Origin of the sequence: Exiguobacterium sp. s141 (assembly GCF_018618085.1) — a bacterium.
Lineage (GTDB): Bacteria > Bacillota > Bacilli > Exiguobacteriales > Exiguobacteriaceae > Exiguobacterium > Exiguobacterium mexicanum_A.
Map to the genome: position 1 here is coordinate 251755 of NZ_JACSLJ010000001.1, position 12450 is coordinate 264204.

Here is a 12450-nt window from a genome sequence, read left to right on the forward strand (position 1 = left end):
GTCGTGGTCGTCTTTTTTTGTTCACTTGAAGCGCTCGAGATAACGCCGGTCGATGCGCCGCTTTAGCCAAAACGGCAGACGACCGTGCCATGTCAGCTTCCCGAACGTCAAGAGTGCCCGTCCTGGGGTCGTCAACAAAATATTGAGCGACGTCCGCGATTTGAACCGGCGTGGCGTACCGAGCAGTTGACGGGCGACATGCCGACCCGAACGGACGGCATCGACACCACCGTTCAATCGGGCCGCCATATCCCCGGTGATATAAATCTCGCGGTAGACCGGGTGTCGCAAATCGTCTTCCGTGTCGATGAACGCCCCATCGTCCGCAAGTCCAGCCTCAGACCAAAACTCATCAGGAACGACACCGGTCGCGTCTAAGACGAGTCCCTCTGTCTGAGTCCCTGGTTGGAACGACGTCAGAATGAGCATCACGCCGCTGCGGACGAGACGTCGCGCCATCTGTCGCCCGACATGACGGGGAAGTTCGGGTAAGATGTCACGAGCATAGAGCGTCACGCGTTGCTTCTGTCTGAGGCAAGCGAAGGCGAGTTCGACTCCGGCTTTGCCCCCGCCGACGATCGTGATTGCATCACTCTGTAAAATCTCGTCCAGCATGTTTGTCGTCATCGGTTTTAACCGGTTCCCGATCCCACGACTCTTCGCACCGGTCGCGAGCACGAGGATGTCATATGCGACGTGGCCGCGATCGGTTTCGACGAGGCGCGCATCCGGATCGAGACCGATCAGGCGCTCGGCGACGGGAGAGACGTCACGACGCAACCGCGTCGTCGCCGATTCCATCTCGCCAGCGATCACTTGAGGAAACGCACCCGTATAAATCGCCTCTCGTCCACCGATATACGACACTTCGTAGTTTTCGTTAAGCGCATCGAGGTGTTCTAGAATCTCGAGCTGCCCATGACCGAGCCCGACCAAGACAAGGCGCGGCTTCATCTTAGAATCCGCCTTGCTTCAAACAAACGTTGGAGGATCGTGAACACTTCAAGCACGAGGAAAATCGTCGCGATGACGCCGATCCATGTCGGGAAAAGAATCATGAGCGTGAACAAGATGAAACATTCCGTCCGCTCCAGGATACCAGGCTGATAATAAAATGATTTCTCTGAACGGCGTGAGCTGCTCGCCCCGACTGCGAGGAACAACGTCATCGCCACGACGAACGACCCGAGCAAGAGCAGGAAGATCGGCATATGTTCAGGATGTCGTAGCGCGAGCGCGATGACGACGGCAATCTCGACGATGCGGTCGAAGACGAGGTCGAGCACCGTGCCGAACCTCGTCTTTTGGGAGCGCCGGGCCATCGTCCCATCGAGGACGTCGAAGAGACCCGACACCCATAACAGCAACACGGCCGTCCACAACATATCGTTATAAATGAACAGACCGACCGAGACACCGATGATGCCTCCGAGGATCGTCACTTCGTTCGGGGTAAAGTTCCATTTCAAAAGCCGATCGGCCCCGCGCTCGATGACGGGACGGACGAAGCGGCTACCGTATGTGTCTAACATCAAATTCCTCCTTGTTTCTGTCGCAAATAATACGTCTCGCCGACTTTGAACGATTTGCTCCGCGGTAAGATGACATATTCCCCGGTCGGGCGTCGATACTCGCCGAAATGATGCCCGAAGCGAATGAACGTCCGGACGAGCACGATCGAATCGGACGTCGGCTCTGTCGACACGTCGATATCGGTCGACGGAAGCAGCGTACCGCTCACTTCGACAAAGTCACCGAACGTCGACTCCGTCTCGGATAAACGTCCCGGCGTACCGGTCACTAGAACCTGGCCCGTCGCGAGCAATGTCACCCGGTCGGCGACGAGCATCGCTTCTTCCCGGTCGTGGGTCACAAGGAGCGCCGTCAACTCGAGTTCACGGACGAGGTCACGAATCAGTCGTTGCAACTCGGATTTGAGACCGGGGTCGAGGTTCGTGAACGGCTCATCGAGCAGAATGAGTCGAGGCGCGGCCGCGAGCGCCCGGGCGAAGCTCGCGCGTTGCTGTTCCCCTCCAGACAATTCATGAATTTCAGCGTCGTATCGGCCGGGAAGCTTGACTCGGGTGAGCCACGCTTCCGCTTCTTCCCGTGACCGGTTCGGCGTGGCGAGCGTCACGTTCTCCCCGACTGTCAGATGCGGGAACAAGAGCGGGGATTGGGACAACATCGTAATCCGGCGCAAGTGAGGCGGTACCCCATCGAGCGGCATCTCCTCCCACGTCACCGACCCGGCATCAAGCGTCTCAAGTCCGGCGACGATGCGGAGCAGTGTCGACTTCCCGGAACCGCTCACACCCACGAGGGCATGGATTTCTCCGTTCGGGATGGTGAGATCGATGCCGCACAACACGTCGCGGTCTTTAAAACGTTTTCGTATTCCTGACAATACCAAGCTCATTGCAAACGCCCCTTCACCAATCTAATCCAGATGCCAAACATCGCACCGAGCCCGATATAAAATAAGACCGGCAACGAGACGAGCACCCATGTATTTTGTAACGCCAATGAGACGTCATTGCCTCCGTAGGCCTGATATAGCCTCGTTGTGACCGTCGGGACGAGTCCGGCCCCGATCAATTGGACGAGCACGAATTGACTCAACACGATGACGGTCGAGAACAAGACGATCGTCCGCACCGACTCTTTCATGAGCGGGAATAGGACGAACCCGATCCGGGTGAGCGGCGCGAGCGTCAGTGACTGTTCGAGGAGCGGTCTCCCGATCACGTACATGGCGTTGTATGCCAATCGGATCGAATACGGCAACGTCGTGACGAGCAGGACGAGCCCGACCCCCGTGTACGTCCCGATGAGTCCGACTTGGGCGAGGGCGATATACATGCCGAACATGCTCGCCAAGACGGGGATAAACAATGGCAGAAACGTGAGCCATTCGACCCACGCCTTCCATTTCGACTCGGTGAACAAGAGCCACCAGGCCGTCCCGATGCCGAGCCAAACGTTGATGAGCGCCACGGCGACCACGTAGGCGACCGTATTCAAAATCGCCTCGTCCCACGTGGGCGACGTCGGGAACGTCAAAAACAACCCGGCGAACGGAAAGACGACGAAACAAGCGACGAGAAGTCGACTCATCGTCTCACCCCCCGTTCGATTCGGCGTCTCCGCTTGGCCGTCAAAGCGTAGGATGCGATGACGCCGCTGAAGATGAACAATGTCCAAGCGAGCGCGACCGCATACGACTCGAATGCATTTAAAAACAGACCAGTCGTCAATCGCTCGTAGGCGAGTACCCCGAGCAGCTCGGGGTACGTGACACCTAGCAAAGCCGGCACTTCATAGGCGAACGAGATGAGCGCCACGAGCACCCAGAACGAGTCGAGGAGCGGTTTGATGAGAAATGGCCATTCGGCCACTCTGAACTGTTCGAGCGGTTTGAGCTGGAGCGTCTTAGCCATATCCAAATACCCTGGATTCAGTTGGCCGTATGTGCCGACCACCATCAAAAAAACGAACGGTACTTCTTTCCAGACGTACGTCAAGATGACGACGAGATGATGGCGCTCATTTGCCTCAATGAGGCCATATACCGGAAAGCCACCTGAGAACAACAGATAAAACAAATAGGCTGCCGCGACGTGCGGGACGAACATCGGCCATTTGAGGAGTGATGCCAGCCACATCGAACGCCTCATATAGATCGTCCGGGCAAGCCACGTCCCAATCACGAGTGAGAGGAACGTCGATGTGAGCGTCACGTACAACGTCACCGTCAGGCTCGCACGCCACGCCGCCTCGTTCAACTCAGACCAGTCAAATCCGACGGTCTCATAGAGCAGGAAGGCGACGCCGGTGAATGGCAATGCCAAAACGATTAAACTAAGCCATAGACTACTTCGCGACACGATCCCACTCCTCACGAATCGCATCAATCACGGCCGGCCCATAGTCGGGAATCGATCGTTCGGCGAGACGTTCCGGATCAGGATAGGTGACACCGTCATCGAGCTTCAAGAAGGCGTCACGGTCGGCCGCATCGAGTTTCGTCAAATCGAGCGATGTCCCGTCCCCCCAATACGTCGCGTCTTGTTTGGCGAGCTGGGCTTCCGGTGACAGTAACTCATTGATGACGACGAGCGCACCGTTCGGATTTTTGGCGTTAAACGGAACGGCGAGAAAATGCGTCGAGGCGATTGAATGCTCGAGCACGAGTGCCCGTGTCCCCTTCGGGAACACGCCCTCGTTACGTTCCGCCTCGGCCCGGCGCTCATTGAAGCCCATCGTCATCCAGACGTCACCCGCGGCGTACAACTGGTCGAGTTGGGCGAGTGACTTCGGATATGTTGACCCTTGTTTCCATAGGGTCGGCGACCACGTCGCAAGCTTCTCCCAGAACTCGTCTGGAATCTCTCCGTCACCGGCCGCAGTCCCATACTCGGCGTAGAGCAGATGGCGCACGAACGCGTTGCCCGTGAAGTCTGTCACTTCAGGATACGTGAAACGGCCCGGATTTTCTTCGGTCCAACGATGTAATTCGTCGAACGTCGTCGGCGGATTTTTCACTTTGTCCGCATCATAGTGCATGACGAACTGCACGTTCCCCCAGGCGACCTCGAGCCCGTCGGTCGGGGTGCCCGCATCAGTTGCCTGGGCTTCTTCGTTCAACAGCGCGGCGTTCGGGATTTTGTCGAGCAGGTCGCCTTGGAGCAACTCCGCCTCGGCGGCGTTACGGAAATTGTCCCCATTGATCCACATCAGATCGATGGTGCCTTCTTCTCGGTTCGCCCGTTTGTCGAGCGACAATTGGCGCACGAATTCGGCCGTGTCCATCGGGACGCGGTTCAATTCCACGTCATACGTCTCTTTCAGACGGGGCGCGACATATTCATCGATATAGCGATTGATGCCGTCATCGCCTCCCCACATATAGAAATTGACCGTCGACTGTTTCGCTTCTTCAGCCGCCTGTTCGAACGTCGGTGCGATTTCGGCGCGCGTCGTCCCGCAGGCAGCGAGGAAGACGAGTGAAAGCATCAAGCCAAATTGTTTCAATCGGCGCATCGTGTCTCCCCCTTTTTTCTCTGTGTTGACCCATTTACTTTCTGTCAAATCCCCGTTTTGCGAGCCGCTCGAACATGACCGGGCACATTGCGTACAGTTTTGCGCCAAGATTCATCCACCATGGGGCGTTCACTTCACGTTTTGTCGCCTCACATGCAGCGACGACGCGTTTTGCGAGACGATCGGGGTCGAGCATAATCGATTTCACGCTCGCCTCGTAACGTCCACTCTTGTCGGCCCGGAGAAAGAACGGTGTAGCGATCGGACCCGGATTGACCGTCAACACATGAATCCCTTCCGGCTTCAGTTCCAACCGAAGCGCGTTTGAGAACTGAAGTAACGCCGCCTTTGAACCGGCATAGACGGCCGACTTCGGCGTCGGTACTTTCGCCGCTTGCGAGCAGACGTTGATGATCGTGCTGCCGCGGCGCATCGACCGGGCACAGTCACGTGCGAGCATCATCGGGGCGATCGCGTTCAAGCGCATCGTCTCCTCGATGACGTCGGTCGATTGATCGACGACCCGGTCGAACTCACCGATACCGGCATTGTTCACCCAGACGTCGATTGGCCCGTATGTTCGTTCGACGTTTGCCACGAGCGTCTCGTATTCGGTACAGACGTCGGCGACGAGCCAATCGGCCGATAGTTTCGTGCCGAGTTCACGCAATCGGTCCTCACTTCGTGCAATCAATGTCAAGCGGGCACCCACCTCATAAAAAGAATGCGCCAGCGCGGCCCCAAAGCCGCTCGACGCACCCGTGATCACAATATGTCTCATTCCACAAATTCCTCCGCTCTCATATAGATCCATTTTCCGTCCTTCAACCGTTTGACGACGCGGCCACGTTCCTCGAGCAACGTCAAGCGCGCGAACACCTCACTGAAGACGAGCGGCATCGCCCGACGCATCTTGCGGCCATAGAGGCGCATCGACCAATCGAACACGCTCAACCCGTCGACCCAATCGGCGAGCAGCAACTCACTCCGTTCATAACGCTGGGCGATGCGCGCCTCGATCAACGGTCGCGGTTTTTGAATCGGTTCCCCGTGCCCGCTCACGACGAGCTTTAAATCGACATCTTGAAGTTTTCGGAGCGAATCGAGATACAGGACGACCGGTGAGGCAAACCCTTCCTCCTCGTACGGTTGTTCAATGAGCGGGTTCGGTTCAACCGTATCGATCAAATGATCACCCGCGATCAAGACACCGCCTGGACCAAGCAGACCGAGCTGGTCACTCGCATGACCAGGCAGATGGATCGTCTTCCATGCCCCGTCACTCGTCACATCCTGACCGTCCTCGAACGTCATCGTGACGGTCGTCGGACCGATCCAACGAAGCGCTTCCCGATAATCAGGCAGTTTGTTCACAATCGACTCGGGTGTACCAAACCAGTGCGCCAAGTCGTGTAAGAACTGGTTGCCCCGTTTGATGAAGTTCGGTGTCTGTTCCAAATAGCGAACGAGCTTCTCGTGTCCATATACAGGAATCGAGGCGTCACGTAAACGCCAGGCCTGCCCTGCATGGTCGGCATGATGGTGCGTCAAAAATAAAAAATCAATATCCGCGAGATTCAGTTCGAGCTCGGCCAATTGTGTCGTCAATGAAGTCCACGCCTCTTCCGTGTCTGGTCCACAATCGACCATGAAGAAACGGTTCATATGTTCGACGACATAGACGTTCACGTTGCCGACCTCGAACGGCGTCGGTATATCGAGTCTTGCCAGTTGGCTTGAAATCCAGTTCGCCACGTCCCCACAACCCCTTCCACCTATCTTCACTCATTATACCTGTCGATCAGAATGGATTTCAATCACACAAAAAAAGGAGAGGATTTCTCCTCTCCAATCACTTATAAGTTGATGACGGTAACTTTATCGCGTGTCATCGTCTCGAGGCTGCGTCCAATCCCTTGGACCCCGAGGCCTGATTGCTTCACGCCGATGAACGGGAAGTGGTCAGGGCCGCGTTCTGTGCGACCGTTCACTTGGACTGTACCGACTTCGAGCTTGTCGGCGACCGTGAAGGCGTTGTTCACGTTTTGTGTGAACACGCTCGCTTGAAGACCGAACTCAGACTCGTTCGTGAGTTCAATCATCTCGTCGAGCGACTTGACGCGGATGACCGGCAACACCGGTCCGAACGGCTCTTCCCAAGCGACGCGCATCTCACGCGTGACGTGGTCGAGGAGCGTCGGATGAAGGAGGTTGCCGTCGCGTTCGTTTCCGTGGACGACCGTCGCTTGTTTGTTGACGGCGTCGTCAATCAAACCTTGGACGTAATCTGCCGACTTCTTGTCGATGAGTGGGACGATAAAGCTGTTATCGACCGGTGAGCCGACCGTGAGCTTCTCGACACGTTCTTTCAACATACCGACGAGTTCGTCTGCTTGATGCTCGAGCACGAATACGCGCTTGATCGCCGTACAGCGTTGTCCTGAATACGAGAACGCCCCGCTGATGATTTGATCGGCAGCCAGGGTGAGGTCCGCATCTTCGAGGACAAGGGCCGGATCTTTCCCGCCGAGTTCGAGCACGACAGGTACCATCGATGCCTGTTGCGACAAGTGTTGACCTGTCCCGGTACCACCTGTGAATGTGATCATGTCGATGCCAGGGTGTGACGTCAAGTAGTCACCGATGACCGATCCGCGTCCTGTGACGAGGTTCAATAGACCGCTCGGAAGACCTGCATCTTGAAGTGCCTCGACCATTTTCACACCGCTGATAGCGCCTTGTGTCGCTGGTTTAAACACGACCGCGTTACCAGTGATAAGAGCCGGTGCGATTTTGGCTGCTGCCAAGTTGACCGGATAGTTGAACGGCGAGATTGCGAGGACGACACCGAGTGCTTCTTTCTTGATGATCGCCATCTTGTTCTTCGAACCGCCCGGGAATGAGTCGCCTTGCATGAATCCGCCTGTGAAGCGAAGTCCTTCTTCCGCCGTATAGCGAATGATTTCTGCTGTCCGGACGACTTCTTTCTTCGCATCGCTCAAGTTTTTCCCGACTTCGCGCATGATGATTTGACCGATCTCATCTACGCGCTCTTCGAGTTTGTCCGCCCAAGCGTACAACAGTTCGGCACGCTTGTTGACCGGAAGCGCCGCCCATTCCTGTTGTGCGCTTTTCGCGCCGTGAATTGCCTCATCGACTTCATCACGAGACATCGCCTGGACATGTCCGACGACTTCTTCTGTATAAGGTGAAACGAGTTCGATTGTTTCGTTCGTTGTTGATTCCTGCCATTGTCCATTAATTAAATATGGATACGTGTTCATACTCATAATCTCTATCTGCCTCCTGAGTAAGCTTTGATATCTCGTTGCCACCCCCATTGTATGCAAAATCAAATCGGTAGAACAACTATAAAGATTCAGTTTATGTAATGTAAACGGTTACTCGTCAATTTTTTGTCAATTCCGCCTCGACTTTGACACTTTCAACTGTAGATGTTCATCAAATCGACCGATAGAAAGGAAGAGAGTACGTGAACTAGGAGGGACCACCAGTGAGCATGGATCATAATATTTTACTTGAGGCAGGCACGAACGAATTAGAAATCGTCATTTTCCAATCTGGCCCGTTCATTTTCGGGATCAACGTCATGAAAGTACGTGAAATCATCACGATGCTTCCCCTCACCCCTCTACCGGGTACCCCGGAAGCGATCATGGGGCTCATCGAGCTTCGCGGCGAGGTCATGACCGTCATCGATTTACCAATGGTCATCGGTCACCCGCGTGACGTTGGAGAGAACGACCGCTTGATCGTCTGTGAGTTCAACGGAGAAAAGTCGGTGCTCCGCGTCGACCAAGTGACCGAAATTAAACGAATCTCATGGGAACAGATCGACACGCCGTCCGATCTCGCGCGCGGCATGCAAGGCATCACGAACGGGGTCGTCAAAACGGGAGACCAGATGATTATCCTTCTCGATTACGAGCGGATTGCGCTCGAATTGTCACGAAAGGATATCATGGCCCGCGAATCGGTCAAACGGCTCGGTGCCCGGGAACGGTCGAACAAACAAGTGTGGATCGCGGAAGATTCAGAGATGTTACGGACGCTCATCATCGACACGCTCGACGATGCCGGCTACTTCAACACGACGATCTTCAACAACGGAAAGGAAGCGCTCGATGCGTTCGAACAGAGCGACGTTCATTGCGACCTGCTCATCACCGACATCGAGATGCCGCAAATGGACGGCTTGCATTTGACGAAACGACTCCGTGAGATGGACCAATTCGCCGACCTGCCAATCGTCATCTTCTCTTCACTCATCTCGGATGATTTGAAGCATAAAGGCGACGCGGTCGGGGCGAACGCCCAGATCACAAAACCAGAGATCGGCATGCTGATCGCCACACTCGACGAATTTTTAGCTTGATTTGAAAAACGGGATTTCGCCTCGCGGCGGAATCCCGTTTTTCCTATGGCAACTCGTTCAAGTGGGTGTCCCATTCTTGATCGAAGCGATGCATATCGGCTTCAATCTCATCGAGAATCGGTTCGAGGTTCGACGTCTCGTTCGTCTCCCCAGCCATTTCGAGCTGATGGAATCGAGCGGCCGTCTCATCGAGCCCGACAGAATAAGAGGCCCCTTTCAACAAGTGAGCAAGTTGTTCGATTTGTTCGTGATTTTGTTCACGCACCATCTGCTTCAATTCAGGGAACTTCGCCTCGAATTGACGCACGTACGTATCGGCAATCTTTTTCAAAAATTCTTTATTTCCGCTGGCGATTTGATGGAGCTCCGCCAACTTTTCTTCGTTAAACAGAGCATTATGGGGCGTTTGTGACAACTCCATCCCTCCTTTGACTCAATCCTACTACCATTCTTTCCCACTGTAGCATGTTTTCGAGAAAAAACAAAAAAACTCCTCCTTTTCCGATTGCACTCTCTCAATCCCCTACCTATAATTAGGTTGAGCTAAGGTAGGAGGAACATTATGCTAACGATTTACCGTACCGACGCATCTGGGCGTGTCGACGAAATCGACGACTTTGATAAAGGAAGCTGGATCCAACTCGTCAATCCGACGAAAGACGAGGCTGATCAAGTCATCGCCGCCTCCGGCATTCCTGAAGACTTCGTCTACGACCCGCTTGATATTGAAGAAAAACCACGATTTGAAAAAGATGATGAGGGGCTCCTCATGATCATCGACGTCCCGTACGTGGAAGAGGATGATACGGGACGCGCCTACAACACGATTCCCCTCGGTATCATCGTCACCGGCCGACATTTCATCACCGTCTGCTCACGAGACCTCGACGTGCTCAACCTGTTCGCCAACGGAAAAGCCCGGCTGTTCCGAACGAACTATCGGAGCCGGTTCGTCTTCCAGATTTTGCACCGAGTCAGCATGACGTACTTGCGTTTCCTTCGCCAAATCGACCGGCGCATGGACGAGCTCGAGCAAGAGTTGCAACGTTCGATGCGAAATCAGGAAATCTTTCAATTGATGAACTTACAGAAGTCGCTCGTCTATTTCATGACCTCACTTAAAGCGAACGACAGCGTCCTCGACCGCATCGTCAAGACACCGAGCCTCGAGAAGCACGAGGAAGACGAGGAATTGCTCGAAGACGTGTTCGTCGAGCACCGCCAGGCGATGGAGATGGCGTCGATCTATAACGACATCATCAGCATTAAAATGGACGCCTTCGGTTCGATCATCTCGAACAACGTCAACTTCGTCATGAAGTTCTTGGCCTCGATCACAATCGTGCTGAGCATCCCGACGATGATCTCTGGGATATTCGGGATGAACGTTCAAGTCCCATGGGAAGGCCAATCGATCGGTTTCGTGTTCGCGCTCGCGATGATGGTCGGCTTCTCAAGCCTCGCCTTTTATATTTTGTGGCGTAAGCGTTATTTCTAAAGAAAAGGAGGGTGTCGCCGGCTACGGTGACACCCTCTTATTTACATCAATTTGACCGTGACGAGACAAAGGTCATCGTCGATCTCGATTTTAGGGACGAGCTGTTCGGCGACATGGCGTGCGTAGTCGAGCCCGTAGGACGCGATGTCCTTCTCGAGCCAACGGATGCCGTCATCGATGTCTTTGCTGTAACATTCCATCAGCCCATCCGTATACATATGCATCGTCATACCCGGCTCGATGTCAATCACGTTTGACTCATAGTTCGGCTCCTCGAACATACCGACCGGCACTCCGGTCGTCTCGAGGCGCGTGACGCCTGTATCAGACGTCACGATGATTGGCGGATGTCCGGCGTTGACGTACTCGATTTGACGCTTCGTCGTATCGATATAGCAGTATACGGCCGTGAAGTAGCTCTGCATGTCCTCTCCCGAGAACAAGAACGTCATCTGGCGGTTCAACTCGCTCATCACATCGACCGGATATTGGACGTTGCCGACGAGGCCCGGTAAAATCGAACGAATGCCCATCGTAATCAACGCCGACGACACGCCATGCCCCATCACATCAAAGATGATGACGCCGTAGCGATCAGGTGCGACCTGGAACCAGGCATACATGTCACCGGCCAGTTTTTTAGACGGCAAATACAAGGCCCGGACGTCAATCTCATCGTTACTGATCGGTGGGGTCAAGGCACTCTGTTGAATCTTTTGCGCGAGATCGAGGTCATATTGAAGACGTGCCTCATATTTCTTCCGTTCATCCACGGCTGCTTTATAGCGAAGTGCCGAACGGATCCGTGCGAGCAGTTCCGTGATTTTAATCGGTTTCGTCGTATAATCGGACGCCTCAGCGTCAAGTCCTTCCGCAATCTGCTTTTCTTCGGTGCGGCCCGAGACCATGATCACGGGCAATTCCTCGTAACCGGTCATCTGTCGAATCCGTTTGCATGTCTCAATCCCAGAAATCCCTGGCATCTCGACATCAAGCAGGACAAGGTCGTATAGCGACGGGGCTTGCGGATCCATCAGGAGCGCGAGCGCATCTTCACCACTTGAGACCGAAATCGTCTCATAATCATGTTGATGCAATAATTGTTCGAGAACCATCGTATTGACCGGTTCGTCGTCCACAATCAAAATCGCCATAGTCATCCCTACTTTCTCTGTCAGTGTTCTTCTGCATATTATTGTATCATATCTAATCGCCTCATTAGGTATTTCAATGCTGTGACAGTTCGAAGTACCCGAAAGATGGAGAATCTCTTTCGTTTTTGGCATACTAGAAGTACGAAAGCGAGGAATGGCCCATGGGATGGATTTTTGCAGTGAGCGGTTTGATTATCTTGCTCGTCTTGATTGCCTCGATCGTCGTCATTCAAAAAGGATACGCCTACAAGGACAACAAAGACGACATCGTGCTCGATTACGAGGAGATTAACCGCCGCATCACCGAAGATGAGCAGCAGAAAAAATAAGAGCTATCCACGACGGATGGCTCTTATTTT

Annotated in this window: 14 protein-coding genes; 3 read left to right on the forward strand and 11 right to left on the reverse strand. The window is 54.2% G+C overall.

Annotation, left to right across the window (positions count from 1 at the left end):
• Nucleotides 1–21 precede the first annotated feature (21 nt).
• The 9 genes from KNP74_RS01320 to KNP74_RS01360 all read right to left on the reverse strand — a co-directional run bounded on the left by KNP74_RS01320 (nucleotide 22) and on the right by KNP74_RS01360 (nucleotide 8336).
• Nucleotides 22–954 (reverse strand): NAD(P)/FAD-dependent oxidoreductase, encoded by a 933-nt coding sequence (locus tag KNP74_RS01320; RefSeq protein WP_138859315.1) that lies wholly within the window; start codon nucleotides 952–954, stop codon nucleotides 22–24.
• Nucleotides 951–1532 carry a CDP-alcohol phosphatidyltransferase family protein gene (locus tag KNP74_RS01325; RefSeq protein WP_214763200.1) on the reverse strand — a complete coding sequence of 194 codons (582 nt, stop codon included), beginning with the start codon at nucleotides 1530–1532 and terminating at the stop codon, nucleotides 951–953. Before KNP74_RS01325 ends, KNP74_RS01320 begins: the two co-directional genes overlap by 4 nt.
• Entirely contained in the window at nucleotides 1532–2419 is an 888-nt protein-coding gene (locus KNP74_RS01330; RefSeq protein WP_034777881.1) for an ABC transporter ATP-binding protein, read from the reverse strand. Before KNP74_RS01330 ends, KNP74_RS01325 begins: the two co-directional genes overlap by 1 nt.
• Complete coding sequence (locus KNP74_RS01335; protein WP_034777884.1) at nucleotides 2416–3117, reverse strand: ABC transporter permease; 702 nt, start codon at nucleotides 3115–3117, stop codon at nucleotides 2416–2418. The genes KNP74_RS01330 and KNP74_RS01335 overlap by 4 nt, the downstream gene beginning before the upstream one ends.
• Complete coding sequence (locus tag KNP74_RS01340) at nucleotides 3114–3887, reverse strand: ABC transporter permease family protein (protein WP_214763201.1); 774 nt, start codon at nucleotides 3885–3887, stop codon at nucleotides 3114–3116. The genes KNP74_RS01335 and KNP74_RS01340 overlap by 4 nt, the downstream gene beginning before the upstream one ends.
• Nucleotides 3874–5043 (reverse strand): ABC transporter substrate-binding protein, encoded by a 1170-nt coding sequence (locus tag KNP74_RS01345; RefSeq protein WP_214763202.1) that lies wholly within the window; start codon nucleotides 5041–5043, stop codon nucleotides 3874–3876. The genes KNP74_RS01340 and KNP74_RS01345 overlap by 14 nt, the downstream gene beginning before the upstream one ends.
• A 34-nt stretch (nucleotides 5044–5077) precedes the next feature.
• A complete protein-coding gene (locus KNP74_RS01350; RefSeq protein WP_214763203.1) occupies nucleotides 5078–5824 on the reverse strand; it encodes an SDR family NAD(P)-dependent oxidoreductase in 747 nt (248 codons plus the stop codon).
• Nucleotides 5821–6798: an MBL fold metallo-hydrolase gene (locus tag KNP74_RS01355; RefSeq protein ID WP_138859308.1), complete on the reverse strand. Its 978-nt coding sequence runs from the start codon at nucleotides 6796–6798 to the stop codon at nucleotides 5821–5823. Before KNP74_RS01355 ends, KNP74_RS01350 begins: the two co-directional genes overlap by 4 nt.
• 101 nt (nucleotides 6799–6899) lie before the next feature.
• Entirely contained in the window at nucleotides 6900–8336 is a 1437-nt protein-coding gene (locus KNP74_RS01360) for an NADP-dependent glyceraldehyde-3-phosphate dehydrogenase (protein WP_138860294.1), read from the reverse strand.
• 227 nt (nucleotides 8337–8563) lie between these two features.
• Between KNP74_RS01360 and KNP74_RS01365 the strand changes: the two genes are divergently transcribed.
• Entirely contained in the window at nucleotides 8564–9439 is an 876-nt protein-coding gene (locus KNP74_RS01365; protein ID WP_034777893.1) for a chemotaxis protein CheV, read from the forward strand.
• A 43-nt stretch (nucleotides 9440–9482) separates the two neighbouring features.
• Here the strand turns inward: KNP74_RS01365 and KNP74_RS01370 are convergent, their stop codons facing one another.
• The gene (locus tag KNP74_RS01370; protein WP_138859307.1) at nucleotides 9483–9860 is read right to left on the reverse strand and encodes an Hpt domain-containing protein; all 378 of its coding nucleotides are present in this window, start codon (nucleotides 9858–9860) and stop codon (nucleotides 9483–9485) included.
• Between the two features lie 141 nt (nucleotides 9861–10001).
• Between KNP74_RS01370 and KNP74_RS01375 the strand changes: the two genes are divergently transcribed.
• The gene (locus tag KNP74_RS01375; protein ID WP_034777898.1) at nucleotides 10002–10937 is read left to right on the forward strand and encodes a magnesium transporter CorA family protein; all 936 of its coding nucleotides are present in this window, start codon (nucleotides 10002–10004) and stop codon (nucleotides 10935–10937) included.
• Nucleotides 10938–10978: 41 nt separating this feature from the next.
• On the opposite strand, the gene KNP74_RS01380 is transcribed toward KNP74_RS01375, so the two are convergent.
• Entirely contained in the window at nucleotides 10979–12097 is a 1119-nt protein-coding gene (locus KNP74_RS01380) for a PP2C family protein-serine/threonine phosphatase (RefSeq protein ID WP_251130056.1), read from the reverse strand.
• Nucleotides 12098–12252: 155 nt separating this feature from the next.
• Here KNP74_RS01380 and ytzI point away from each other — a divergent pair, with 155 nt between their 5' ends.
• Entirely contained in the window at nucleotides 12253–12420 is a 168-nt protein-coding gene (gene ytzI, locus KNP74_RS01385) for a YtzI protein (RefSeq protein ID WP_131436521.1), read from the forward strand.
• The last annotated feature ends 30 nt before the right edge of the window (nucleotides 12421–12450 follow it).

Excerpts from the sequence above, each read along its gene's own strand:
- KNP74_RS01325 (WP_214763200.1), bottom strand. The coding sequence starts at position 1,532 with ATGTTAGACACATACGGTAGCCGCTTCGTCCGTCCCGTCATCGAGCGC.
- KNP74_RS01370 (WP_138859307.1), bottom strand. The coding sequence starts at position 9,860 with ATGGAGTTGTCACAAACGCCCCATAATGCTCTGTTTAACGAAGAAAAG.
- KNP74_RS01350 (WP_214763203.1), bottom strand. The coding sequence starts at position 5,824 with ATGAGACATATTGTGATCACGGGTGCGTCGAGCGGCTTTGGGGCCGCG.
- KNP74_RS01380 (WP_251130056.1), bottom strand. The coding sequence starts at position 12,097 with ATGACTATGGCGATTTTGATTGTGGACGACGAACCGGTCAATACGATG.
- ytzI (WP_131436521.1), top strand. The coding sequence starts at position 12,253 with ATGGGATGGATTTTTGCAGTGAGCGGTTTGATTATCTTGCTCGTCTTG.
- KNP74_RS01365 (WP_034777893.1), top strand. The coding sequence starts at position 8,564 with ATGGATCATAATATTTTACTTGAGGCAGGCACGAACGAATTAGAAATC.
- KNP74_RS01320 (WP_138859315.1), bottom strand. The coding sequence starts at position 954 with ATGAAGCCGCGCCTTGTCTTGGTCGGGCTCGGTCATGGGCAGCTCGAG.
- KNP74_RS01330 (WP_034777881.1), bottom strand. The coding sequence starts at position 2,419 with ATGAGCTTGGTATTGTCAGGAATACGAAAACGTTTTAAAGACCGCGAC.
- KNP74_RS01375 (WP_034777898.1), top strand. The coding sequence starts at position 10,002 with ATGCTAACGATTTACCGTACCGACGCATCTGGGCGTGTCGACGAAATC.
- KNP74_RS01345 (WP_214763202.1), bottom strand. The coding sequence starts at position 5,043 with ATGCGCCGATTGAAACAATTTGGCTTGATGCTTTCACTCGTCTTCCTC.
- KNP74_RS01335 (WP_034777884.1), bottom strand. The coding sequence starts at position 3,117 with ATGAGTCGACTTCTCGTCGCTTGTTTCGTCGTCTTTCCGTTCGCCGGG.